A 23,293-nucleotide genomic window follows, 5' to 3' on the forward strand; every position below is an offset into this window, starting at 1 on the left:
CGACCCTGCGTCGCGTCAGCCGGCGGCCGGGTCGGCGCGGGCGAGGCGTTCGAGGAGGGCGACGAGCGCGTCGAGGTCGGATGGCTCGACGGTCGCGATGCCGCCGCCGGCCTCCGTCGTCTCGGCGCGGAGCGCCGCGTTCGAGTAGAGCCCGTCGCCGATGAGCATGATGGCGAGGGCGGTGGTGGGGTCGGCGACGTGCCGGCGGAGTTCCTCCAGCCAGCGGTCGCGCACCTCGTCGATCGCGACGGCGGCACGCTGCTCGCCGCCCTGGGCGAGGCGCACCGCCGCGACGAAGGTGCGGTCGAGTGGGGTCTCGACCTCGGTGGAGGAGCGCACGAAGTAGGCCACGGCGCCGTCGGGCGCGGTGCGGATGCGCTCGACGTCCTCGTCGATGAGCCGCTGCAGCCGTTCGAGGAGCCCGGCGATGAGCGCCTGCCGCGAGCCGAAGTGGTAGAGCAGGCCGCCCTTGGATACGCCGGCCTCGCGGGCGGTGGCCTCGAGCGTGGCGGTGCGTTCGCCCTCGGTGACGATCAGCCGCTCGAAGGCGTCGAGGACGGCGTCGCGGGCGGCGGGTGGTCGGCTCATGCGCCCATCATGGCGGACATCCGAAGGCGCATGCCTGTTACTATACCAACCGGACGGTATAGAAATGAGCTTCGACGTGACCACGCCCGACCAGACCAATCGCACGACCACGACCACGACCACGACCATGACCACGACGGCGACCGCGATGCCCGACCCCGCCCCCGCCACCGCGTCGGCGCCCGCCGAGGACCGCGCGCCGCGCGCCTCGCGCCGCGCCTGGCTCGCCCTCGCCGTGCTCATGCTCCCCGTGCTGCTGGTCTCGATCGACAACACGGTGCTGAGCTTCGCCCTGCCGGCCATCTCGGCCGACCTCGAGCCGAGCGCCGCCGAGCAGCTCTGGATCATCGACGCCTACCCGCTCGTGCTCGCGGGCCTCCTCGTCTCGATGGGCTCGCTGGGCGATCGCATCGGTCGGCGCCGGCTCCTGCTCGTCGGCTCGATCGGGTTCGCGCTCGTCTCGATCGGGGCTGCGTTCGCGCCCACGGCGGCGGCGCTCATCGGCGCCCGTGCCGCGCTCGGGTTCTTCGGCGCCATGCTCATGCCGTCGACGCTGTCGCTGCTGCGCTCGATCTTCCTCGACCGCGAGCAGCGACGGCTCGCGATCGCGATCTGGGCGACCGGGTTCGCCGCGGGCAGCGCCCTCGGCCCGCTCGTCGGCGGCGTGCTGCTCGAGCAGTTCGCCTGGGGCGCGGTGTTCCTGCTCGCCGTGCCGGTGCTCGTGCCGCTCGTCGTGCTCGTACCCATCCTCGTGCCCGAGAGCCGCGACCCGGCGCCCGGCCCGATCGACGTGCCGAGCATCCTGCTCTCGCTGGCCGCGATGGTGCCCGTCGTGTACGGCATCAAGTCGCTCGCCATCGACGGCTTCGCAGGCATCGGCCTGCCGCTCATCGCCGTGGGCCTCGCGTTCGGCTGGTGGTTCGTCGCCCGGCAGCTGCGCCGGCCGACGCCGATGCTCGACGTGCGGCTGTTCCGCCAGGGCACGTTCGGCGGAGCGGTGCTCGTGAACCTGCTCAGCGTCGTCTCGCTCGTCGGGTTCCTCTACTTCGTCTCGCAGCACCTGCAGCTCATCGCGGGCCTCGGGCCGGTCGATGCGGGTCTCGCGCTCGCCCCGGGCCTGCTCGCGATGATCCTCGCGGGGCTGGTGGTCGTGCCCATCGCCCGGCGCGTGCCGGCGCGCGTCGTCGTACCGGTCGGCCTCGCGCTGTCGGCGGGCGGGTACGTCGTGATCGCGACGACCGCCGGATCGGGTGCCGTGCTCCCCGTGGTGATCGCGTTCGTGCTGCTCGGCACCGGCATCGGCGCGGCCGAGACGGTGTCGAACGAACTGATCCTCTCGAGCGCGCCCGCCGAGAAGGCGGGGGCGGCGTCGGCGGTGTCGGAGACCGCGTACGAACTCGGGGCCGTGCTCGGCACCGCGGTGCTGGGGTCGATCCTCGCCGCGCACTACCGGGCGTCGCTGGTCGTCCCGGCCGGCGTCGGCGCAGCCGATGCGTCGGCCGCCCGCGAGACGCTCGCCGGGGCGATGGCCGTGGCCGACGGGCTTCCCGGGTCGATCGGCGCCGCGCTCGAGGCATCCGCCGCCCATGCGTTCGACGGCGGCGTCGTGGTGACGTCGCTCATCGGGGTCGCGCTCATGGCCGCCGCCGCGACGATCGCGGCGGCCACCCTCGGGCGGCCGCCGCGGGCCGCGCGCACGGCGCGGCCGGAACCTCAGTAGGCGGTCGTGTCGGGAGCGCTCGACTCGTCGCGACGGACCGCGCTGCCGGTCGCGGGGTCGATGCTGGTCTGGGACGTCGAGATCGTGCGGCGACGGCGCGCCAGCAGGACGATGCCGATGACGACGACCACCGCTCCGGCGGCCATCAGGATGTAGCCGACGAGGTGGAGGTCGATCCAGTCGACGGTGAGGTTCAGCGCGAATGCGAGGATCGCCCCGATCACGAACAGGACGATGCCGAGCCCGATGCTCATGGCGGACTCTCCCTTCTCCGGCGGGTCGGGTGCCCGTACCGGTACCGGCCGGAGGGCCCGGCCGTGGGCTCAGGCTAGGCCTGCCAGCCGATACGCTGGGAGGGCTGGCGCACGAAGGGAACTCCATGGTACGGACGGTCAAGCTCGCAGTCATCCCCGGTGACGGGATCGGCCCGGAGGTCGTCGCGGAGGCGACGAAGGTCCTCGACGCCGTGGCCGCCGGAGCGGGGCTGGAGTTCGACCGCACCGAGTTCTCGCTCGGCGCCGCTCGCTACCTCGAGACGGGCGACGTGCTGACCGACGGCGACCTCGGTGCCATCCGCGCGCACGACGCGATCCTGCTCGGGGCCGTCGGCGGCGTGCCGGGCGACCCGCGCCTCGCGAACGCGAACATCGAGCGCGGCCTGCTGCTGCGCCTCCGATTCGAGCTCGACCACTACGTCAACCTCCGCCCGACCGTGCTGCACCCGAACGTGACGAGCCCGCTCGCGAACCCCGGCGACGTCGACTTCGTCGTCGTGCGCGAGGGCACCGAGGGCCCGTACGTCGGCAACGGCGGCGCGATCCGCCAGGGCACGCCGCACGAGGTGGCCAACGAGGTGTCGGTGAACACCGCCTACGGCGTCGAGCGCGTCGTGCGGTTCGCGTTCGCCCAGGCGGCCGAGCGCCGCAGCAAGCTGACCCTGGTGCACAAGACCAACGTGCTCGTGTTCGCCGGCTCGCTGTGGAAGCGCACGGTCGACGCCGTGGCATCCGAGTACCCCGGCGTGGCCGTCGACTACCTGCACGTCGACGCGGCGACCATCTTCCTCGTGACGGATCCTGCTAGATTCGACGTCATCGTCACGGACAACCTCTTCGGCGACATCCTGACCGATCTGGCCGGCGCGATCAGCGGCGGCATCGGACTCGCAGCCTCGGGCAACATCAACCCCGACGGCACCTCCCCGAGCATGTTCGAGCCGGTCCACGGTTCCGCTCCCGACATCGCGGGGAAGGGCATCGCGGACCCGACCGCCGCGATCCTCTCGGTCGCGCTGCTGCTCCGCCACCTCGGCGAGGCGGATGCCGCGACCCGCGTCGAGCAGGCCGTGGCCGCCGACCTCGCCGATCGGGGCGAGGCCCGTCGCTCGAACGTCGCAGGTGGGCGACGCCATCGCCGCCCGGCTCGCCGCAAACTAGACTCACCAGACCGCACGAAAGAAGCCGTCATGACGATCGACCTCCCGCTCCAGGCACCCAGCGCTGCAGGGCTCACCTGGTCCGTCACCCCGAACCTCGAGGCCAGGAGCGAGGAGGAGCGCGCCGCGATCCTCGCCGACCCCGGGTTCGGCAACCACTTCACCGACCACATGGTCGACCTGTGCTGGAGCGAGAAGGGCGGCTGGCACCGGCCGCGCGTCTCGCCCTACGGGCCGATCCAGCTCGACCCCGCCGCGGCCGTCCTGCACTACGCGCAGGAGATCTTCGAGGGCCTGAAGGCCTACCGTCATGCGGACGGCTCGATCCACACCTTCCGCCCCTACGAGAACGCGGCCCGCCTGCAGCGCTCGGCCCGCCGCCTGGCGCTGCCCGAGCTGCCGAGCGAGGCGTTCATCGACTCGCTGCGCCAGCTCGTGGCCGTCGACGGCGCCTGGGTGCCGACCGCCCCGGAGACCAGCCTCTACCTGCGCCCGTTCATGTTCGCGAAGGAGGCGTTCCTCGGCGTCCGCCCGGCGAAGAAGGTCGCGTACTACCTCATCGCGAGCCCGGCCGCCGCGTACTTCCCCGGCGGCGTGCAGCCCGTGAACATCTGGCTGTCGACCGACTACGCCCGTGCGGGCAAGGGCGGCACCGGCGCCGCGAAGACCGGCGGCAACTACGCGTCGAGCCTGCTGCCGCAGGCCGAGGCGTACGAGAAGGGCTGCCAGCAGGTGCTGTTCCTCGACGAGGGGAAGTACCTCGAGGAGCTCGGCGGCATGAACGTGGTGCTCGTCCGCAAGGACGGCACGCTCATCACGCCGGAGTCGAACTCGATCCTCGAGGGCATCACGCGCGACTCGATCCTGCGCCTCGCGGCCGACCGCGGGCACCAGGTCGAGCAGCGCCGGGTCACCATCGACGAGTGGCGCGAGGGCGCGGCATCCGGCGACATCGTCGGCGCATTCGCCTGCGGCACCGCCGCGGTGGTCGTGCCGATCGGGCGCCTGCTCGCCGAGGACTTCGAGATCGTGCACCAGGGCGCCGAGGCCGAGGCCCTCGCCCTCTCGCTGCGCGAGGAGCTCACCGGCATCCAGTACGGCCGCGTCGAGGACCGCCACGGCTGGATGGTCCGGCTCGACGCGTGACCTCGGTCGCTTCGAACGGCGGGGCGGATGCCACGGCTGCAGCCGTGCGCATCCGCCCCTTCGCCGTGCCCGACACCGAGGCGGTCGTCGCCCTGTGGCGCGAGTGCGGCCTTGTCGTGCCGTGGAACGACCCGTATCGCGACATCGAGCGGAAGCTGCAGGTGCAGCCGGAGCTGTTCCTGGTCGCGGAGCAGGTGCCGGATGCCCCGGACGGCGACGCGGAGCTGGTCGGCACGGCCATGGTCGGCTACGACGGCCACCGCGGCTGGGTGAACTATCTCGCCGTGTCGGGCGCACTGCGCGGCGGCGGCCTGGGGCGTCGGCTGATGGCCGAGGCCGAGCACCTCCTCCTCGAGCGCGGCTGCCCCAAGCTGAACCTGCAGGTGCGCTCGACGAACACCGCGGTGATCGAGTTCTACCATCGCCTCGGCTACGAGCCGGATGCCGCGGTCAGCCTCGGGAAGCGGCTGATTCCGGATGTGCCGGCGGGCTGACGAGACCGGCCGCCGACCCTGCCCGGTCGGGCACGATCCTCTGCCCGACCGGCGGATTCTTGCTCGGCTAGCCTGAAGGCGCCGAGTCCGCTCGTCGATGTCGACGGCCCGAGACGCGGGGAGGTGGCATGTCGACGCACGGAGCTCGCTCGGCCATGAGGAACGCGGACGTCGCACGGGAGCACCGCGGCGGGCAGGCAGCACCCGAGCGACAGGGCAGGGTGCCGAGCCTATTCGGACTCCAGGGAACGGCGGGGAACTCGGCGGTCGCGGCGTTGATCGGCGGACTCGGCCTGGGAACGGTCGCGCTCCAACGTGTGAAGGTGAACGTCGGCGGCCGGGAATTCGACACGCTGAGCGCACGGGACCGTCGGGCGCTCAACGGATTGATCGGCACGATGGACCGCGAGCAGGCGACCGCGCTGCTCGAGATCCTCGAGGCGGCGCCGAATGCGGACGGCCGTGATCGAGTGGAAGCGGCCCTCCGAGATCGGCTCGTCGAGATCGCCATCGAGGAACGGCGGGCCGCGCGTGCCGAGGGGCGTCGGGAGCGCGAGGGGACCGGTGCGGCGACCGCGCCGCTCACCGAGTCGGCTCAGGTCTCAGCGGATCCGGCCGCTCCGCGACCGACGCAGGAGCGGGCCGCCCTCGACGCCGCAAGGAACGGCCACGAAGGGGCAGACTCCCACGATCTTCGCGCCGAGAAAGCACGTCTGGCCGAGGCTCGAAAGCGGTTCGTCGGTGATGCAAGGCAGTTGCTGGGACCGTTGTACGCAGATGTGACGACGGGCAAGGGTGAGCAGACCGATCAACTCCTCCTGTTCGTGTTCTCGAACGCCCTCGACCGGGTTCGAGCGAACATCGAGAGTGCGATCCGCGTGGTTCGTGAGGCTGCATTCAGCCTGAACCGAAGCGGACCGGCGGAGCGCACGGGGGGTCACGGGTTCACGATGGCAGTCAAGCACCTGATCGGTGGGGAACCACGTGGCCGCGCGACCCGGGGCTACGTAGAGATATCGATCGATGTGGGAGAAGAGACCTGGGCAGGGTTGATGGAGGAGACGAAGAGCCTGACTTCTTGGATGTCGAAGCTGGAACGGCTCGAACGAGAGGCGGAACTAGTTGCGCCGATCATCGCCCACGAGTTCACGCATCTGATGCTCGAGCGAGACTTCGACAACGGTTCCCTACCGTTTCAGTTCGGCGGTGAAGCGCCCGAGGATGTCGTCGGTGCGGTGAGCGAGTTGACCAGCTATGAACCGCCCGAGGCGAAGGTCTATCGCGGCCGTCTCCGGCTTGAAGCGTTGACGGTGCCCGACCGAATGCGCCAGATCGAAAACGTGCTCAGGGAAACCAACGTCCATAACTACTTCCTTTACGATGAGCTCCGCGCGGGGTGGGACCTGCTCCAGGCACAGGATCCGGCTGGTATCGAGCGAAAAAGGGAGCGCGCCATCGAAGCCCTGCTCGCCTACTCATTTCGCGGACATTCGATCATCGCGGCCAAGCGCAGCCTGCTGGCTTACGCCGACGGAGATCGAAACAAGGAGATCGCGTCGCATCTCATGGAAGTCGTCTATCTTGAGGGTGCGGAGACCCTCAAGAAGCGCGGGCTCATTCGCTGCGATAACCTCATCAATCGAATTACCTCTGAGCGGGTGCAGTCGAGCGATTCGTGAGCGGCCGACCGAACCCCGGGTACCGTGGAGCGCATGAAGGTCGCGCGGTTCAGCCATGGTGAGTCCATCTCGTTCGGGGTCGTCGACGAGGAGGAGCACGAACTCGTCGTCCTGAAGGGCGACCCGATGTTCGCCGGGTTCGACCCGACGGGGGAGCGCGTGCCGCTCGCCGAGGCGAAGCTCCTCGCGCCGGTCATCCCGCGCTCGAAGGTCGTCGCCGTGGGCCGCAACTACCGCGACCACGCGGCCGAGTTCGGTAACGAGGTGCCCGCCGAGCCGCTGCTGTTCCTGAAGCCGAACACGTCGGTGATCGGCCCGGGCGACGCGATCGTGCTGCCCCCGCAGAGCGCGCAGGTCGACTTCGAGGGCGAGCTCGCAGCGGTCATCGGGCGGGTCGCGCGCAACGTCTCCGAGGCCGACGCGCTCGACGCCGTGTTCGGCTGGACGGTCGCGAACGACGTCACGGCCCGTGACCTGCAGCGCAGCGATGGGCAGTGGACCAGGGCCAAGGGCTTCGACACGTTCTGCCCGCTGGGCCCGGTCATCGACACCGACGTCGACCTCGAGCACGGCACGATCGAGACCCTGCTGAACGGCGAGGTGCGCCAGTCGGCCTCATTCGGCGATCTCGTCCACTCCGTGGCGTCGGTGATCGCGTACGCGTCAAGCGTGTTCACGCTGCTGCCCGGCGACGTCATCCTCACGGGCACGCCCGCCGGCGTCGGCCCGATGGCCGACGGCGACAGCGTCGAGGTCCGCATCGAGGGCCTCGGGTCGCTCGTGAATCCGGTGCGCCGCGCCGGCTGACCCGGGCGCGGCCGATCGCGCGAGCCGGATGCCGCCTACCGGGCGTCGACCGCGCGCACCGCGGTGACCGCGCCGGCGGCGAGGTCGACGTCGTCCTCGTCGTTCCAGAGGTGGAACGCGACCCGCGCGCGTCCGGCACGGCCCGACGCGACGATCCCCGCGGCCGTGAGGGCCGCGAGCGCGTCGCCGTCGGCGTCGGGCCAGGTGACGATGGCGCTGTCGGATGCCTCGAGCCCGAGCCGTTCCCGGAACGCGTTGGCCAACCCCACGTCGTGCCGGTACGCGGCGTCGATGCCGTGCTCCAGGGCGAACGCCAGCGCGGCCTCCGTGCCGACCCAGGCCGGCCAGGCGGGGGAGACGTCGAATCGATGGGCGTCGGCCGCGAGGTGCAGCTCGGGACCGTAGCAGCTCGTCCACGGGTCGGCGCCGGAGTACCATCCCGCGGCGTGCGGGGTGAGCTCGGCCAGGGCCCGATCGCTGAACGACGCGAACGCCGCGCCGCGCGGGGAGTTCAGCCACTTGTAGGCATGGCAGGCGACCACGTCGGCGTGCAGGTCGTCGGTGGGGAGCCATCCGGTGGCCTGCGTCGTGTCGACGAAGGTGAAGGCGCCGACGCCGGTCGCGGCTGCGGTGACGGCGGCGTGGTCGGCGACCTCGCCGGTGGCCGACTGCACGAGCGCGTAGGCGACGAGGTCGGTGCCGGCGGCGACCGCGTCGGCGAGGTCCTCGAGCGGCACCTGGCGCACGTGCAGGTCGCCGCGGGCGAGGAACGGCGCGACGACGCTCGAGAAGTCGCCGTCGACGCACGTGACCCGGGCGCCCGCGGGGAGCGAGCCGGCCACGAGCGCGGTGAACGCGGAGAGCTGCGAGCCGATCGCGACCTCGGCGGGGGTCGCGCCGAGGAGCGTGGCGGCGTGGCCGCGGGCGCGCTCGAACGACGGCGGTGTAGTCGGCGGAGGTGGCCCGGCCGGTCGACCAGCGGGCGAGGTCGCCCGCGAGGGCCTCCCGGGTGGGGGCGGCGGGGACGCCCATCGTGCAGGCGGCGAGGTAGCCGGGACCGATGGCGAAGGCGGAGCGTGCGGGGTGCATGGGGCCAGTCTCCGCGGGCGTCATCGATACGACAAGGGGCGGTATTGCATCGAATACATGACGGATCGTTATGATCGGCAGTGTGTCCGATCCTGCGTCCGATTCCGCGCCCACCCCGCCCGAGGCCGCCGTCTCCGATCCCGCCGCCGAGCGCCTCGCCGACGCGATCGACCTGCAGACCGCCCGCGCCGTGCGCGCGATCGCCGAGCACGGCACCCTCACGGCCGCGGCCGCCGCCCTCGGCTACAGCCAGCCCGCGATCAGCCGCCGGCTCGCGCGGTTCGAGGAGCGCACCGGCGTCGCGCTCGTCGAACGCGTGGGGCGGGGCATCCGGCTCACCGAGTCGGGCCGCGTGCTCGTGCGCCACGCGCACGCGGTGACGACCGCCCTCGAGGCCGCCGCCGGCGAACTCGCCGACCTGCGGGGCCTCCGGGCCGGGCGGGTGCGGCTCGTCGCCTTCCCGTCGGCGTCGGCGACGCTCGTGCCGAAGCTCATCGCCGGCCTCGGCCGCACGCATCCCGGCCTCGAGGTCACCTACGTCGAGGCGGAGCCGCCCGAGGCGGTCGCCGCCGTGCGGGCGCACCGCGCCGACCTCGCGATCACCTTCTCGTACCCCGGCGACCGTGACGACCCGCACCACGCGAGCGCCCGCGGACTCGACGTGCGCCCGTACGGCGACGAACCCGTGCGGGTCGTGCTGCCGGCGGGGCATACGGCCGCCGTGTCGCAGGTGGTCGCGCTCGACGACCTCGCCGCCGAACCCTGGATCGCCGGGTGTCCGCGCTGCCGCGGGCACCTCCTCGAGCTCGCGCACGGGGCCGGCTTCGCCCCGCGCATCGCGTTCGAGACCGACAACTTCGTCGCCGTCGAGGGCATGGTGGCCGCCGGCCTCGGGGTCGCACTGCTGCCCGCGCTCGCGCTCGCGGCCTCGCCGAGGCATCCGGGCGTCGTGGCCATGCCGACCGCGGGCGGCGACGTGCGCTCGCTCCACCTCGTCACCGCGCGCGGCGGCGCGCGCGTGCCCGCGATCGCCGCCGCGATCGCGACGCTCGAGGCACTCGGCGCGCCCGGCCCGCTCGGTACCATTGGGAGCGATGTCTGAGATCGCGCACCCCACGACCACCGCCACCGGCAGCGACGTCCGCGTCCGCTTCTGCCCGTCGCCGACCGGCACGCCGCACGTCGGCCTGATCCGCACGGCCCTCTTCAACTGGGCGTACGCCCGGCACACCGGCGGCACCTTCGTGTTCCGCATCGAGGACACCGACGCCGCGCGCGACAGCGAGGAGAGCTACGAGCAGATCCTCGACGCACTCACCTGGCTCGGCCTCGAGTGGGACGAGGGCGTCGGCGTCGGCGGCCCGCACGAGCCCTACCGGCAGTCGCAGCGCTCCGACATCTACCGCGACGTGATCGAGCGGCTGAAGGCGTCGGGTCACCTCTACGAGAGCTTCTCGACGGCGGAGGAGATCGACGCGCGCAACGAGGCGAACGGCCGCCCGAAGCAGCTCGGCTACGACAACTTCGACCGCGACCTCACCGACGACCAGAAGGCCGCGTTCCGCGCCGAGGGCCGCCAGCCGGCGCTCCGCCTGCGCGTGCCCGAGGTCGACCTCGGCTTCGACGACCTCGTGCGCGGCCGCATCGACTTCCCGGTCGGTTCGACGATCGACTTCGTGGTGGTACGGCCGAACGGCGCGCCCCTCTACACGCTGGTGAACCCGGTCGACGACGCGATCATGGGCATCACGCACGTGTTCCGCGGCGAGGACATCCTCTCGTCGACGCCCCGGCAGATCGCGCTGTACCACGCGCTCATCGACATCGGCGTCGCGGGGTTCGTGCCCCGCTTCGGCCACCTCCCGTACGTGATGGGGGAGGGCAACAAGAAGCTCTCCAAGCGCGACCCCGAGTCGAACCTCTTCCACCACCGCGACCGCGGCTTCATCCCCGAGGGCCTGCTCAACTACCTCGCGCTCCTCGGCTGGGGCTTCTCGGCCGACCGCGACGTGTTCACGCGCGACGAGTTCGTCGCGGCGTTCGACATCGCGAACGTGAACCCGAACCCGGCCCGCTTCGACCAGAAGAAGGCCGAGGCGATCAACGGCGACCACATCCGCATGCTGACCGCGGCCGACTTCGCCGCCCGCGTCGTGCCCTACCTGCAGCGCGTCGACGCCGTGTCGACCCCGATCACCCCGGCCGAGGAGTCGATCCTCGCCGAGGCCGCGCCCCTCGTGCAGGAGCGCATCGGCCTGCTGGGCGAGGCGCCCGGCATGCTCGGCTTCCTGTTCACGGATGCCCCGGGCCTGGCGTACGACGTCGACGCCGTGCGGTCCCTGCCCGATGACACCCCCCAGGTGCTCGACGCGGCCGCCGACGCGCTCACCCGCGTCCCGGCGGAGGCGTGGTCGACGGCCGAGATCGAGGAGGCCCTGCGCGGCGCCCTCATCGACGGGCTCGGCCTGAAGCCGCGCGTCGCGTTCACGCCCGTGCGCGTCGCCATCTCGGGGCGGCGCGTCTCGCCGCCGCTGTTCGAGTCGATGCAGATCCTCGGCAAGCTCGACTCGCTCGACCGCATCGCGAAGCTGCAGGCGTTCCTCGCCGAATCGGCCGCGTAGCCGGCTCGGGCCGCCCGACCGCGTGCGGTCGCGCGGCCCGAGGCTCGCTCAGTTTGGCCTCCGCCGAAACGTGGGCTAGAGTTACTTCTCGGCCCGGGACGCGGTTTCAGGCCATTGGGGTATGGTGTAATTGGCAACACGGCTGATTCTGGTTCAGTTGTTCTTGGTTCGAGTCCAGGTACCCCAGCTTTGAAAAACCCCCGGTTCGCCGGGGGTTTTCTGGTTTCCGGCGGATGTTGCGACACGTCGGCGTGCCGATATCGCGTTCCGATCCGGACCGGAGTGCGGCGACGGGAGCGCTGGACGCCCGGGTGGGCCACGGCCAGACTGTGACCCATGCACACGGTGGCCGCCGGTGGCATCCGGACGCCCGACCAGCGCCTGCGCGTCTTCGTGAGTTCGACACTGAAGGAACTGGCGCCTGAACGGCGTGCGGCGCGCGCCGCGATCGAGCGGCTCGCCCTCGCTCCGGTGATGTTCGAACTCGGCGCCAGGCCGCATCCCCCGCGCGAGCTCTACCGTGCCTACCTCGACCAGAGCGACATCTTCGTCGGACTGTACTGGGAGCAGTACGGATGGATCGCCCCGGGCGAAGCGGTCTCGGGTCTGGAGGACGAGTGGAATCTCGCGCCCGAGATCCCCAAGCTCATCTACATCAAGCCGAGCGACCATCGGCAGGAGCGCCTCGACGAGCTCCTGGCTCGCATCCGCGATGAGGACGGGGCATCCTATGTCGCGTTCACCGACGCCGCGGCGCTCGCCGACCTCGTGACCGCCGACCTCGCGACGCTGCTCGCCGAGCGCTTCGATGCAGCCGGCGGTCGACATGCGCCCCTGCTCGGCGAACCCGCCGCAGAGGCGTTCTCGACCGAGGCGGTGCGGCCGCCGGCGCCGCTGACCAGGCTCGTCGGCCGCGAGCGCGAACTCGCCACCGTCACGCGGATGCTGGTCGAGGAGCGGCAGCGGCTCGTGACGATCACCGGCCCGGGCGGGATCGGCAAGAGCCGACTCGCGGTCGCTGCGGCACGGGAGGTGGAGGCGGCGTTCCCCGACGGGGTCGTCTTCGTCGACCTCGCGCCCGTGCTGGATTCCGGGCTCGTGATCCCGGCGATCGCCGACGCGCTCGGGATCCGCGACCACGGCGACCGACCGCTGTCCGAGAAGCTCGTCGCGGCGCTCGGCCGGCGTGACCTCCTGCTCGTGCTCGACAACATCGAGCAGGTGGTCGATGCCGCTCCCGAGCTGGTCGCGGTACTCGGCGCGTCATCGACCGCCGTGCTCGGCACCAGCCGGATCCTGTTGCGCGTGCGGGGCGAGCAGAGCGTCGCGCTCGACCCGCTGCCCTCGACGGATGCCGCGGAGCTCTTCGCGGAACGTGCACGAGCGGTGAAGCCCGATTTCGAGCTCACCGACGACAACATCGCCCAGGTCGTCGCCATCTGCGAAGCGCTCGACAACGTCCCGCTCGCGCTCGAGCTGGCGGCGGCGCGACTGCGTGTGCTGACGCCGGGCGCACTCATCGAACGGCTCGACCACGCGCTGCCGTTGCTCGTCGGTGGGGCGCGCGACCTCCCCGAGCGTCAGCGAACGCTGCAGGCGACGATCGAGTGGAGCGCCCAGCGATTGTCGGAAGCCGAGCGCGAATTGCTGATTCGCTCGGGGGTCTTCCGCTCGGGTTTCGCGCTGGATGCCGTCGAGTTCATGTCCGGGCGGCTCGACGGCACGGATGCCATGGCGGCGCTCAGTGCGCTCGTCGAGAGCAGCCTCGTGCGCGAGCAGGACCGAGGATCCCGCCCCTGGTTCACGATGCTCGCGACCGTGCGCGAGTACTGCCGCGACCGTCTCGCCGAGCGCGGACTGCTCGCAGAGTCGCAGGACTGGCACGCCGACTTCTTCGTCGGCCTCTCCGTCGCGGCCGGCTCGTCCTCGACGTGGCAGGGGCAGGTCGAGCGCGTGACGCGGCTGCTCGACGAGCAGGACGAGTTGCGCGCGGCCGCGGACCACCTGCTCGCGACCGGTCGCTTCGACGCGGTCGCCGAGTTGGCCTGGCCGCTCTACTCGTTCTGGTGGGGCGGCGGTCGCGCCGGCGAGATCCGGATCTGGATGACCCGGCTCCTCGAGCCCGGCGTCGCGCTCAGCGAGCGCTCCCGGGTGACCGCCGAGTACTGTCTCAACGCGATCCGGTACTGGCGCACCTCGGACGAGTCGTTCATCCCCAGCATCGAACGCTGCATCGCCTACTTCAGCAGTGCGGCGGATGTCCGCGGCGAGGCGCTCGCCCGCGCGTCGCTCGCCGTCGCGCAGTTCGCGCAGGCACCGTCCGACATCGAGGCCTCCGAGCAGAATGCCCGACGGGCGCTGGAGTTGGCCGAGGGGTTCGACGTGGACTTCGGAAGCGCGGTGGTGGGGGTCATGGTCGGTCGTCTCTGGCTCGCGCAGGGCCGCACTGACGACGCCATCCGGCAGTTCGAACGCGGGCTCTCGGTGGCACGCCGTATCCGCGATGCGCTCGGACAGGCGATCAGCCTGAGCCATCTCGGCTGGGCGCGGCTGGTCGGGGGCGAGGGGCGCGAAGCCCGCGACTGCTTCGGCGAGCAACTGCTCCTCGCCTCCACCATCGGGCACGACGAGGGGATCGCGGACGCGCTCGAGGGCATGTTCGCCATCGCCTCGGCCGCGGACGACGTCGATCGCGCCGGGCGGATGCTCGGCGCCGCCGAGGACATCCGCGAGCGCAAGGGCCTCCCCAGCCGATCTCCGTTGTCGTTCTTCGAGCCGTATCTCGAGCGCGTGCTCGCCGGGCCCGACGCGCCACGGTTCGAGGAGGCTCGACGAGTGGGGCGCGACGCCGACGTCGCTGAGATCGTCGAGGCCGCACTCGCCTGAGTCGAGCGTGGACGCCGATTCCCCCCACGCCTTCCCAGCGATACCCGGCGCCACGATGTCGGCCCCGGCATCGCGGCCGGACCCCGTGACGACCGCAGCCCGTCCCGCCTGAGCGGGACGGGCTGCTGCCGCAGTGGGTGGCCGACGTCAGTGGAGCTCGTACCCGAAGTCCAGCGTCAGGTCGTCCGGAACGTCGGGCGACTCCGACATGACGTTGTACCAGACGTCGAAGACCAGCGTCTGGGTGGCGCCGGCCGGGACGAGGTTGCCCGGGAGTCCGTCGGTGATGATCGCCCGCTCGACCCAGACGCGGTCGCCGTCCTGGACGTCGGCGTACCGCACGCCGAAGTACCAGTCCTGTGCGGTGTCGTTGGTCACCGTCACCCGGACCTGCGTGGACCACCAGGGAGTGCCCTCCCAGGTCTGCGGGATGTCGAAGGTGTCGGGCAGGTGGATGCGCGTGCCCGGGGTGGAGTTGCTGAGCTTGATGCCGCACGTGACGGCTTCCGTTCCGGGAACGGTCACCGTGCTCGTCTTGGTGCCGTCGCGGAAGTACGCGACGTCCTTGCCCTTGACCACGTAGGTCTTGGGCGTACCGGCGGGTGCATCCGTGTCGGCCCACTGCGTGGGGCCGTCGTTGTGCTTGACCGGCGAGTACTTGTACAGCGTCTTCGTGGAGGGGGCTCCGGCAGCGGCGGGCGTGCAGTCCGTGTCGTACGAGACTGCCGCATTCGCGGCGCCTCCGGCGATGAGGGGGACGGTGATCGCGACGGCCGCCGCGATCCCGAGGATGGTCTTGCGCACGATGGGGGATCTCTTCCTTCTGATCGTCGTTGAACAGTGCGTCGCTGCGCGCGACGCTCTGGGCACCGTATCACGAACCTGAGGGATCCTTATTCGGCTTCTAAGCATTCTCTAAGCAATCCCTATCGGGACGAAAGACCCCGCAGGTGTGAGCGTGCGGCGATGTCGCGTCCGTATGGAGACCCGGTCGAGCCGTCGCCCCGGCGTCATCGAATCCGATTCCGATCGTCCTTGCTGCCGGGCTACGAGGGCGAACCGCTCACTCCGGTTCGACCCCGATCAGCCCTCCCGGCCCGGGTCCTCGCGCACGGCGATCACGACCTTGCCCAGCGCTCTTCCCTCGCCGTGCCGGGCGAGCGCCTCCGGCAGGGCATCGAGCGGATGGATGCCGTCGATCGGGACGGTCAGCTCGCCGCGGGCGACCTGTTCGGCGACGGGCGCGAACGCCGCCGGTCCCTGGTGCACGATCAGCACGCCGAGTCGCGCGCCCGTCATGAGCCCGAGCAGCGGCCCGACGGTCAGCATCCGCAGCACCGCACGGGTCGTGCCGCCCACGACCACGCACCGCCCGCCCGGGGCGAGCGCGCGCCGGTACGCGAAGATCGAGCGGTGCGCGATCATGTCGACGACCACGTCGAACGGGCCGCGCCGGGTGAAGTCGTCGCGACGGTAGTCGATGACGTCGTCGGCCCCGAGCCGTCGAAGGAAGTCGAGCTTGCCGGCATTGTCGACCGCGCTCACCCGCGCACCCTTCGCTGCCGCGAGCTGCACCGCGAGGCTGCCCGAGCCGCCGCCGGCGCCGTTGAACAACACCCGCTCGCCCGGGTGTGCGAGAGCGACGGCGTGCGCCGCGATCGCGGCCGCCTGCGGGAGCGCGGCCGCCTGGGCGAAGGACAGCCCGGGCGTCATCGGGGCGAGTCGGGTCTCGGGGGTGGCGACGTACTCCGCGAAGGCGCCAGACCGCGGCATGAGGTCGCCGAACACGGCGGCGCCGACGGCGAAGCGAGTCGCGCCCGGGCCGACGGCCACGACACGACCCGCCACATCGGTGCCGAGAATGCGGCGCCCCCGGCTCGGGCGGATCGGTCCCGCCATCCGAGCGTATGCGGGGTCACCGCGCAGGGCCTCCCAGTCGGAGAGGTTGACGGATGCCGCCACCACCTCGACCAGCACCTCGCCCGGTCCCGGAACCGGCGTGGGCACGTCCCGCAGCTCCAGCACGCCGGGCGGGCCGTACCGTTCGTGGACGATCGCGCGCATGCGTCCATGATGGCGCGTGACGCTCGCCGCATGGGGCGCGGACGCACCGGTCCATGGCCCCTCCGGCCGCGCGTGGATGGATGAACACACCCATTTCTCCGAGGCTTTCTCAGCAATACCGTGGGGGCGCACCAGCACCACCGGTATCAGCCCTGAAGGAGGAAGCACCATGAACACCACGATCGAGCAGTCGCCGTCGGCGACCACCGAGCCGTCGCAGCGGCGGTCGAGCAAGACGCGCAACCTCGTCGTCGCCATCCTCGCGGCGTTCGCGCTGTTGTTCGCGACGCCCACGACGGCCCAGGCCGCCACCTACTCCGAGTCGGCCTCCGGCCAGGACTCCATCACAACGTCGACGACGCTCTACTACAAGAACCCGCACGGCAACTTCAACCTGCGGATCTGGGTGACCAAGGCGCATCCGACCGCGCCGAGCGACCGCTACTCCGTGTCGTTCTACGACAATGCCGGCCGTCTCGTGTGGAGCGCCGCCAACCAGGGAGACCGCGTCTACGGCGTCGGAGGCAACGTCACCAAGATCGTCGTCCAGCGTGCTGCGGCGCTCGCATCCGCCGCGGTGACGCACTGGCAGCGGCAGTGATCGCCGGCAGGAGATGACGTGCCGGGGCGGCCGGCGTGGGGTCCGAGCGGGGCCTGCGCCGGTCGGCCGGCGCTCACGCCGAGGCGGTCCGGATGCGCACCTCGCGCTCCATCCGCTTCTCGTGACGCTGCCGGCCCTTGATCGCCTCGAGTTCGCGATTCCGCGGCGGGGCGTTGGTGACGAGCGCGTCGAGCAGGTGCCTGGTGGCGACGGCGATCTCGTCGATCGCGTGGTCGAACGCCTCGCTGTTCGCTCGTGACGGATGCGTCGATCCGCTGACCTTCCGCACGAACTGCAGTGCGGCCTCGCGCACCTCGTCGTCGGTGGTGGGCGGTTCGAAGTTGTGGAGGACGCGGATGTTCCGGCACATGCGGGCAAGGATACGCGCGCGGGCCGGCGGCGGCAGCACGTGTCGGTGCAGACCGCTACGCTCGCGCTCGTGCCCCGCAGAATGACGGACCCACGGTTCCGTGCCGATCAGTTCGCCGGCGTCCACGCCGACGCCCACATCGCGCCGATCAACGCGTTCGTGGACGCGATCCGCGATCGCGACGGGCGAGGCTGGGTTCCGTACGTCGCACCGATGCACGGCGGAGTCGACGCCCGTGTGCTCAGCATCCTGCGCGACCCGGGGCCGGCTACGCAGTCCGATGTGGGCAGCGGTTTCGTGGCCGTCGAGAACGACGACCCGACCGCCGAGCGGCAGGCGATCCTGTTCGCAGAGGTCGGCCTCGATCCGCGTTCGGTACTCCCATGGAACGCCTACCCCTGGTACATCAACGCCGCACCGAACGCCGAGCAGTCGCAGGCCGGGGCGGAGGTGCTCGTCGAACTCCTGCGGTTGCTGCCCGACCTGCGCGTCGTACTGCTGCAGGGCCGCGACGCGGAGGCGGGGTGGCGGCGGGTGGAACGGCTCCGGCCCGGCATCGCCGACGAGCTGCAACTGTCGGTCCTGTCGACGATCCATCCGGGTCGGCAGGCGCTGTTCACGCCCGATCCCGCGGAGCGCGCCCGTCGCGTCGCGCACCAGGAGGCGACATTCCGTCGCGTCGTTGCGACGCTCGACGAGACGCTCCCTGAGTCGCCCCTCGAACCGGGCCTCGAATCGGCCCCGTGACCGCTTGAGGTCGGCGACGACGCGACTCCGCGCTCACCACCGATCCCAGTGCAGCACCTCCTCGCGCGGGATGCGCGGCGCGGGGCGGAAGTCGGTGCCGATGGTGAACGCGAGCGGGATGAACGCGGCCAGCATGACGTCGTCGTGCGGCACGCCGAGGACGGCGGCGAGGTCGCGTTCGACGGGGCCCTGCGCGGTCGTCCAGACCGTGCCGAGCCCGCGGGCGCGGGCGGCGAGCATGAAGCTCCAGGTGGCTGGGAGGATCGAGCCCCAGGTGCCGGCCTGGGCGGTGACGGGTGCCTCGTCGGTGCGTCCCTCGATCGCCGGGATGACGAACGCCGGCACCCGGTGGATGTTCGCCGCGAGGTGCTGCACGCCGTCGAACACCCGCCGGGTGGAGTCGGCGTGGTGGTTCATCCGCTCGAGGTCGCGCTCGCTGAGCGGCTGCCCGGCGCCGCCTGAAGCCAGCGCGCGCAGGAACAGCGTCGCGACGGCCGCGCGCTGCTCGGGCTCGGTGACGACGAGGAAGTGCCAGCGCTGCCGATTCCGGCCGGTCGGCGCCTGCACGGCGAGGTCGATGCACTCCTCGATGAGCTCGCGCGGCACGGGCCGGCTGAAGTCGAGTCGCTTGCGCACGGCGCGCGTCGTCGACAGGAGCTGGTCGGGGGAGAGGGGCAGGGTCATGGTCGCTCCGTCATCGAAATCATCACGCACGAGATGATCTCTCGTGAGACGATTGCATCTCAGCAGCCGCTGCCGCCGCCGGTCAAGCACCACGAGCGCGACGGATGCCACGGAACGTCATGAACGGAGCCGAGATGCCGAAGGATCCGCCCACCGCCGACGGGTACTTCGAGCGCCTCGCGGCCGAACGACCCGACATCGCCCTCTGCCGCGCCGCGGCAGCCGTCGTCCGCTCGGCCGAGACGGCGGCGCGCGAGCAGGGCCTCGGGGTCGGCGCGCACCTCGTGCTGCAGATGCTCGACGCCGTGGGCCCCTGCTCGCAGCAGGTGCTCGGCAGCGAGTTGCGGATCGATCGGAGCGCCATGGTCCGCGTCTGCGACGAGTTGGAGGGCCTCGGCGCCGTCGAGCGGGTGCGTAACCCGAACGACCGCCGTTCCTACGCCGTGACCCTCACCGACGATGGCAGGCGCCGGCTCGCCGTCGCCGAGGCCGCGGTGCCGGCGTTCCTCGATGCGATCTTCGGTGCGCTCCGACCCGACGATCGTCGCCGGCTCGTCGACCTGCTGCTCCCGCTCCTCGACGAGGACTCGAACGCCGCCGCGGGCACCGCGCGGGACGGGGCATCCGCGCAGCCCGTAGCCTGACCTCATGACCGACCTCGCCACCGTGCACCACGACGACCTCGCCGCCGCCGACCGGGACGGCCTCGAGCGTGCGATCGCGCTCGCCCGGCTCGCGCGCGCCCGTGGCGACCACCCGTTCGGCTCGGTCGTCGTGACCGCCGACGGCCGTTCGGCCGAGGGCCTCAACTCGGTCGTCACCCGCCGCGATCCGACGGGCCACGCCGAGACCAACGTGGTCCGCGCGGCCTCCGCCGCGTTCAGCCCGGCCGAACTCGCCGGGGCGACGCTCTACACGAGCACCGAGCCCTGCGCGATGTGCGCGGGCGCGATCTACTGGAGCGGTATCGGGCGGGTCGTGTTCGCGCTGTCCGAAGCCGACCTCCGGGCGATCGTCGACGAGCAGGAGGGCGTGCCGACGCTCGACCTGCCGAGCCGCGACGTGTTCGCGCGCGGGGGCCGCCCGGTCGAGGTCGTCGGACCCACGACCACCGACGGGGCATCCGCCGTGCACGACGGGTTCTGGGGCCCGGCCGCCTGAGCCGGGCAGAGCCGCGACCGGCCCCGCGCCCGCGGCCCTGCCCGGCTCAGTGGATGAGCGTGCCCAGCCAGATCACGCCGAGCCCGAAGGCCGCGGTGATCAGCGAGCTCAGCACCCGGAGCCACCACGGGCTCTCGTTGCGCGTCGAGTTGATCCATCCGATGATCGCGAGGATCACCACGCCGACCCAGAGCGCCAGGTAGTACGCGACGTACTCGTCGACCCAGCCGAACACCGCGAGCAGCAGGAACGCCGACGGGATCAACATCGCGAGCAGCAGGCCCGACGTGTGCGCCGCGGCGGTGCCGATCGCCCGCCAGATCGGGATGCGCCGACCCTCGGGCGTGCGCCGGCTCGCGACGACGGCGGCGTACACGTGCGTCAGCCAGAGGATGGTGACCGAGCCGAGGATGAACCCGAGCACCTCGAGGTCCGTGTCGAACTGCCAGCCGACCGCGATCAGGGCGCTGACCAGGACGACGCCGTGGACCGCGTGCTCGCTGCGCCACTGCTCGGCGACGAACCGGCTCGGAACGGCGAGCGCGCGCTCGCCGCGGTTGGGCTCGGATGCCTCGCCGTCGACCATGCTCGGACGGTACACCAGCGCCGTGCGACGCCTCAACGGACCCGCGGCGCGGCGTTACTGGACATCCGGATGCCGCTGAGGTTCGATTGGAGCACGCGGGTCGCCCTACCGGCTCGCGAGGGGCACCCGGCGGGTGCCGACCGACGGGGGTGAAGGTGACGCCGATCAACAAGCGCAACCGGGACTTCGCCGAGACACGGACGCCGCTGGGCGTCCTCGGCGGATTCCTCGGTCTGATCGTCGCGAGTGCCGCGGCGGCGGCGCTCGTGGTGACCGGTGCGACGCCCGGGCTGGCGATGATCGGCGCGACGGCGACCGGCACGATCGACATGTTCGACAGCCTGCCGGGGTACCTCCGGATCGGGGAGCTCTCCGAGAAGAGCGACATCTACGCGATGCGCAGCGACGGCACCCCGGTGCACCTGGCGTCGTTCTACGACCAGAACCGCGTGCCGGTCGGCTGGGACCAGGTCAGCCAGTACGTGAAGGATGCCGCGGTCGCCGGCGAGGACCCGCGGTTCTACAGCCACGGCGGCATCGACCTCCAGGGCACGGTGCGCGCGGCCCTGACGACGGCGACCGGGCGCGGCACGCAGGGCGGCTCGTCGATCGCCCAGCAGTACGTCAAGAACGTGCGCGTCCAGGAGTGCGAGCGCGAGGCCGGCGAGCAGTCCGTGCGGGGGTCGGAGGACGACGGGCTCACGCCCGAGGAGCGCCGGGCGAAGCTCGACGAAGCCAAGAACGCCTGCTACGACCAGGCGACCGAGACCACGATCGATCGCAAGCTCAAGGAGATGCGGCTCGCGATCGGGGTGGAGAAGCGCTACAGCAAGGACGAGATCCTGCTCGGCTACCTCAACATCGCCGGGTTCGGCGGCACCGTGTACGGCATCGAGGCCGCAGCGAACTACTACTTCTCGACGAGCGCCGCGAACCTCACGCTCGCGCAGGCCGCCGCACTCATGTCGATCGTGAACAACCCGCAGAAGTTCCGGCTCGACCAGCCCGACAGCGCGACGAACGGCGTCGCGAACGGCTACGCCGACTCGAAGCTCCGGCGCGACTACATCCTGAAGCAGATGCTCGACGAGGGGAAGGTGACGCAGGCCGACTACGACGCCGCGGTCGCCTCGCCGCTCGAGCCGGCCATCACCGAGCCCAGCACCGGGTGCCAGACCGCCAACGGCGCGGCCTACTTCTGCGACTACGTGACGCACATCCTCGAGAACGACCCGGCGTTCGGCGAGGACGCCGACGAGCGGTTCCTCAACTTCCGGCGCGGCGGCTACCAGATCTACACGACGCTCGACCCCGACCTGCAGGCGGCCGCCGAACGCGCGATCGCGGAGAACGTGCCGCAGACCTACCCGGGCTGGGACGTCGGCGGCGTGATCTCGAGCGTCGAGGTCGGCACCGGGCGGGTCCTCGCGATGGCGCAGAACAAGAACTACAGCCAGGATCCGGCGGTCGTGGCCGGCAGGCCCGAGTACACCGGCATCAACTACAACACCGACTACGACTACGGCGGGTCGACGGGCTTCCAGCCCGGCTCCTCGTACAAGGTCTTCACCCTCGCCGAATGGCTCACCGAGGGGCACGGCCTCAGCGAGCGCGTCGACTCCCGGCGCAAGAGCAACTGGGGCGCGTTCCGCGACAGCTGCCTCGGCACCCAGATCGCCGACCCGGGCTGGAACCCGAAGAACGACGCGAACGAGCCCGGCGCCAACTACAGCGCCCTCGAGTCGACCATCGGCTCCATCAACACCGGATTCCTCGGCATGGCGAAGCTGCTCGACCAGTGCGGGATCGCGAACACCGCGGAGGCGTTCGGCGTGCACCGCGCCGACGGCGACCCGCTCGTGCACTTCCCGTCGGCGGTGCTCGGCATCAACGAGGTCGCGCCGCTCAGCATGGCGGTCGCGTTCGCCGGGATCGCCAACCAGGGCCTGTCGTGCTCGCCGATCGCGATCGACCGGATCGTCGGCCGGGACGGCGAGGAGATCCCGCCGCCGAAGTCGACCTGCACGCAGGCGGTCGCTCCGGAGGTGGCGCAGGGCATGTACTACGGGCTGCGGCGCGTGATGACGGGCGGTACCGGCTCGCTGTCGAATTCGGGCACCCAACCCAACGTGCCGTTGATCGGCAAGACGGGTACGACCGACGGCGCCAAGGACACCTGGATGGTGGGCGCCAGCACGCGGGTCGCGACCGCCGCCGCCGTGGTCAGCGTGACGGGTGACGCGAACCAGCGCGGCATCTCGTTCGCGAGCGGCCAGGCCGCTACGGCGCGTCACCGCATGTGGCCGATCGTGATGTCGGTCGCGGCCGCGAAGTACGGCGGCGGCGGATTCAGCGAGCTCGGCCCGGGCCCGGTGGTGGCCAAGCCCGGCCAGCCGGCGCCCGCGCCGGACGCGACGGAGACTCCCGCCGCGCCGGCCGAGTTCTCCGAGGACACCGACGGCGGATTCTCCGGCGAGCCGGGCGACGGCGGGGGTGGCGGCGGTCCGGGCGGCGGCTTCGGCGACGGCGGGGGCCGTGGCGATGGCGGGGGCGACGGCGGTGGTCGCGGCGGCGGCGGCGGTGGCGGCCCAGGCGGTCGCGGCGGCTGATCCGCC

Annotated in this window: 21 protein-coding genes, 1 tRNA gene and 1 pseudogene; 15 read left to right on the plus strand and 8 right to left on the minus strand. The window is 71.6% G+C overall.

Features of this window, described 5'->3' with window-relative positions; all coding sequences use genetic code 11:
- Positions 1-15 precede the first annotated feature (15 nt).
- Entirely contained in the window at positions 16-588 is a 573-nt protein-coding gene (locus ACGGZK_RS11650) for a TetR/AcrR family transcriptional regulator (RefSeq protein WP_395242824.1), read from the minus strand.
- 127 nt (positions 589-715) lie between these two features.
- Between ACGGZK_RS11650 and ACGGZK_RS11655 the strand changes: the two genes are divergently transcribed.
- Entirely contained in the window at positions 716-2,308 is a 1,593-nt protein-coding gene (locus tag ACGGZK_RS11655; protein WP_395246074.1) for an MFS transporter, read from the plus strand.
- On the opposite strand, the gene ACGGZK_RS11660 is transcribed toward ACGGZK_RS11655, so the two are convergent.
- Entirely contained in the window at positions 2,302-2,562 is a 261-nt protein-coding gene (locus ACGGZK_RS11660; RefSeq protein WP_395242825.1) for a DUF6458 family protein, read from the minus strand. The two genes, ACGGZK_RS11655 and ACGGZK_RS11660, sit on opposite strands and share 7 nt — an antisense overlap.
- A gap of 125 nt (positions 2,563-2,687) precedes the next feature.
- Between ACGGZK_RS11660 and ACGGZK_RS11665 the strand changes: the two are divergent.
- From ACGGZK_RS11665 to ACGGZK_RS11685, 5 genes and pseudogenes are all read left to right on the plus strand, one after another.
- Positions 2,688-3,744, plus strand: a pseudogene (locus ACGGZK_RS11665) (3-isopropylmalate dehydrogenase).
- Positions 3,745-3,773: 29 nt separating this feature from the next.
- Positions 3,774-4,889: a branched-chain amino acid aminotransferase gene (locus ACGGZK_RS11670; RefSeq protein ID WP_395242826.1), complete on the plus strand. Its 1,116-nt coding sequence runs from the start codon at positions 3,774-3,776 to the stop codon at positions 4,887-4,889.
- Complete coding sequence (locus ACGGZK_RS11675) at positions 4,886-5,383, plus strand: GNAT family acetyltransferase (RefSeq protein WP_395242827.1); 498 nt, start codon at positions 4,886-4,888, stop codon at positions 5,381-5,383. The genes ACGGZK_RS11670 and ACGGZK_RS11675 overlap by 4 nt, the downstream gene beginning before the upstream one ends.
- Before the next feature lie 155 nt (positions 5,384-5,538).
- The gene (locus tag ACGGZK_RS11680) at positions 5,539-7,062 is read left to right on the plus strand and encodes a hypothetical protein (protein ID WP_395242828.1); all 1,524 of its coding nucleotides are present in this window, start codon (positions 5,539-5,541) and stop codon (positions 7,060-7,062) included.
- A 33-nt stretch (positions 7,063-7,095) separates the two neighbouring features.
- A complete protein-coding gene (locus ACGGZK_RS11685) occupies positions 7,096-7,869 on the plus strand; it encodes a fumarylacetoacetate hydrolase family protein (protein WP_395242829.1) in 774 nt (257 codons plus the stop codon).
- A gap of 35 nt (positions 7,870-7,904) precedes the next feature.
- Here ACGGZK_RS11685 and ACGGZK_RS11690 read toward each other — a convergent pair whose 3' ends face one another.
- A complete protein-coding gene (locus ACGGZK_RS11690; RefSeq protein WP_395242830.1) occupies positions 7,905-8,711 on the minus strand; it encodes an aminotransferase class V-fold PLP-dependent enzyme in 807 nt (268 codons plus the stop codon).
- 413 nt (positions 8,712-9,124) lie between these two features.
- Here ACGGZK_RS11690 and ACGGZK_RS11695 point away from each other — a divergent pair, with 413 nt between their 5' ends.
- The 4 genes from ACGGZK_RS11695 (at position 9,125) to ACGGZK_RS11710 (ending at position 14,465) form a co-directional block, all read left to right on the plus strand.
- Positions 9,125-10,060: a LysR family transcriptional regulator gene (locus ACGGZK_RS11695; protein WP_395246075.1), complete on the plus strand. Its 936-nt coding sequence runs from the start codon at positions 9,125-9,127 to the stop codon at positions 10,058-10,060.
- Positions 10,053-11,579 (plus strand): glutamate--tRNA ligase, encoded by a 1,527-nt coding sequence (gltX, locus tag ACGGZK_RS11700; protein ID WP_395242831.1) that lies wholly within the window; start codon positions 10,053-10,055, stop codon positions 11,577-11,579. The genes ACGGZK_RS11695 and gltX overlap by 8 nt, the downstream gene beginning before the upstream one ends.
- Before the next feature lie 115 nt (positions 11,580-11,694).
- A tRNA-Gln gene (locus ACGGZK_RS11705) sits at positions 11,695-11,766 on the plus strand.
- Between the two features lie 149 nt (positions 11,767-11,915).
- Positions 11,916-14,465: a DUF4062 domain-containing protein gene (locus ACGGZK_RS11710; protein WP_395242832.1), complete on the plus strand. Its 2,550-nt coding sequence runs from the start codon at positions 11,916-11,918 to the stop codon at positions 14,463-14,465.
- A gap of 147 nt (positions 14,466-14,612) precedes the next feature.
- Here the strand turns inward: ACGGZK_RS11710 and ACGGZK_RS11715 are convergent, their stop codons facing one another.
- Both ACGGZK_RS11715 and ACGGZK_RS11720 read right to left on the minus strand, forming a co-directional pair.
- Positions 14,613-15,269: a hypothetical protein gene (locus tag ACGGZK_RS11715; protein WP_395242833.1), complete on the minus strand. Its 657-nt coding sequence runs from the start codon at positions 15,267-15,269 to the stop codon at positions 14,613-14,615.
- Between the two features lie 279 nt (positions 15,270-15,548).
- A complete protein-coding gene (locus tag ACGGZK_RS11720) occupies positions 15,549-16,529 on the minus strand; it encodes an NAD(P)-dependent alcohol dehydrogenase (RefSeq protein WP_395242834.1) in 981 nt (326 codons plus the stop codon).
- 169 nt (positions 16,530-16,698) lie between these two features.
- On the opposite strand from ACGGZK_RS11720, the gene ACGGZK_RS11725 reads away from it, so the two are divergent.
- Entirely contained in the window at positions 16,699-17,130 is a 432-nt protein-coding gene (locus tag ACGGZK_RS11725; protein ID WP_395242835.1) for a hypothetical protein, read from the plus strand.
- A 73-nt stretch (positions 17,131-17,203) separates the two neighbouring features.
- Here the strand turns inward: ACGGZK_RS11725 and ACGGZK_RS11730 are convergent, their stop codons facing one another.
- Entirely contained in the window at positions 17,204-17,500 is a 297-nt protein-coding gene (locus ACGGZK_RS11730) for a DUF2277 domain-containing protein (protein ID WP_395242836.1), read from the minus strand.
- A 39-nt stretch (positions 17,501-17,539) separates the two neighbouring features.
- On the opposite strand from ACGGZK_RS11730, the gene ACGGZK_RS11735 reads away from it, so the two are divergent.
- Entirely contained in the window at positions 17,540-18,247 is a 708-nt protein-coding gene (locus ACGGZK_RS11735) for a uracil-DNA glycosylase (RefSeq protein ID WP_395242837.1), read from the plus strand.
- A gap of 33 nt (positions 18,248-18,280) precedes the next feature.
- On the opposite strand, the gene ACGGZK_RS11740 is transcribed toward ACGGZK_RS11735, so the two are convergent.
- The gene (locus tag ACGGZK_RS11740; protein ID WP_395242838.1) at positions 18,281-18,931 is read right to left on the minus strand and encodes a nitroreductase family protein; all 651 of its coding nucleotides are present in this window, start codon (positions 18,929-18,931) and stop codon (positions 18,281-18,283) included.
- A gap of 134 nt (positions 18,932-19,065) precedes the next feature.
- On the opposite strand from ACGGZK_RS11740, the gene ACGGZK_RS11745 reads away from it, so the two are divergent.
- Both ACGGZK_RS11745 and ACGGZK_RS11750 read left to right on the plus strand, forming a co-directional pair.
- Entirely contained in the window at positions 19,066-19,575 is a 510-nt protein-coding gene (locus tag ACGGZK_RS11745) for a MarR family winged helix-turn-helix transcriptional regulator (protein ID WP_395242839.1), read from the plus strand.
- 4 nt (positions 19,576-19,579) lie between these two features.
- Positions 19,580-20,092, plus strand: coding sequence for a nucleoside deaminase (locus tag ACGGZK_RS11750; RefSeq protein WP_395242840.1), 513 nt, complete (start codon positions 19,580-19,582; stop codon positions 20,090-20,092).
- A 46-nt stretch (positions 20,093-20,138) separates the two neighbouring features.
- On the opposite strand, the gene ACGGZK_RS11755 is transcribed toward ACGGZK_RS11750, so the two are convergent.
- Complete coding sequence (locus ACGGZK_RS11755) at positions 20,139-20,678, minus strand: hypothetical protein (RefSeq protein ID WP_395242841.1); 540 nt, start codon at positions 20,676-20,678, stop codon at positions 20,139-20,141.
- 155 nt (positions 20,679-20,833) lie between these two features.
- On the opposite strand from ACGGZK_RS11755, the gene ACGGZK_RS11760 reads away from it, so the two are divergent.
- Entirely contained in the window at positions 20,834-23,287 is a 2,454-nt protein-coding gene (locus ACGGZK_RS11760; RefSeq protein ID WP_395242842.1) for a transglycosylase domain-containing protein, read from the plus strand.
- Positions 23,288-23,293: the final 6 nt, after the last annotated feature.

The sequence above is a fragment of the Agromyces sp. MMS24-K17 genome (assembly GCF_043950245.1).
In the GTDB taxonomy this organism is placed as follows: Bacteria; Actinomycetota; Actinomycetes; order Actinomycetales; family Microbacteriaceae; genus Agromyces.

Excerpts from the sequence above, each read along its gene's own strand:
- gltX (WP_395242831.1), top strand. The coding sequence starts at position 10,053 with ATGTCTGAGATCGCGCACCCCACGACCACCGCCACCGGCAGCGACGTC.
- ACGGZK_RS11685 (WP_395242829.1), top strand. The coding sequence starts at position 7,096 with ATGAAGGTCGCGCGGTTCAGCCATGGTGAGTCCATCTCGTTCGGGGTC.
- ACGGZK_RS11660 (WP_395242825.1), bottom strand. The coding sequence starts at position 2,562 with ATGAGCATCGGGCTCGGCATCGTCCTGTTCGTGATCGGGGCGATCCTC.
- ACGGZK_RS11650 (WP_395242824.1), bottom strand. The coding sequence starts at position 588 with ATGAGCCGACCACCCGCCGCCCGCGACGCCGTCCTCGACGCCTTCGAG.
- ACGGZK_RS11725 (WP_395242835.1), top strand. The coding sequence starts at position 16,699 with ATGAACACCACGATCGAGCAGTCGCCGTCGGCGACCACCGAGCCGTCG.
- ACGGZK_RS11750 (WP_395242840.1), top strand. The coding sequence starts at position 19,580 with ATGACCGACCTCGCCACCGTGCACCACGACGACCTCGCCGCCGCCGAC.
- ACGGZK_RS11745 (WP_395242839.1), top strand. The coding sequence starts at position 19,066 with ATGCCGAAGGATCCGCCCACCGCCGACGGGTACTTCGAGCGCCTCGCG.
- ACGGZK_RS11720 (WP_395242834.1), bottom strand. The coding sequence starts at position 16,529 with ATGCGCGCGATCGTCCACGAACGGTACGGCCCGCCCGGCGTGCTGGAG.
- ACGGZK_RS11740 (WP_395242838.1), bottom strand. The coding sequence starts at position 18,931 with ATGACCCTGCCCCTCTCCCCCGACCAGCTCCTGTCGACGACGCGCGCC.
- ACGGZK_RS11680 (WP_395242828.1), top strand. The coding sequence starts at position 5,539 with ATGAGGAACGCGGACGTCGCACGGGAGCACCGCGGCGGGCAGGCAGCA.
- ACGGZK_RS11655 (WP_395246074.1), top strand. The coding sequence starts at position 716 with ATGACCACGACGGCGACCGCGATGCCCGACCCCGCCCCCGCCACCGCG.
- ACGGZK_RS11755 (WP_395242841.1), bottom strand. The coding sequence starts at position 20,678 with ATGGTCGACGGCGAGGCATCCGAGCCCAACCGCGGCGAGCGCGCGCTC.
- ACGGZK_RS11670 (WP_395242826.1), top strand. The coding sequence starts at position 3,774 with ATGACGATCGACCTCCCGCTCCAGGCACCCAGCGCTGCAGGGCTCACC.
- ACGGZK_RS11730 (WP_395242836.1), bottom strand. The coding sequence starts at position 17,500 with ATGTGCCGGAACATCCGCGTCCTCCACAACTTCGAACCGCCCACCACC.
- ACGGZK_RS11710 (WP_395242832.1), top strand. The coding sequence starts at position 11,916 with ATGCACACGGTGGCCGCCGGTGGCATCCGGACGCCCGACCAGCGCCTG.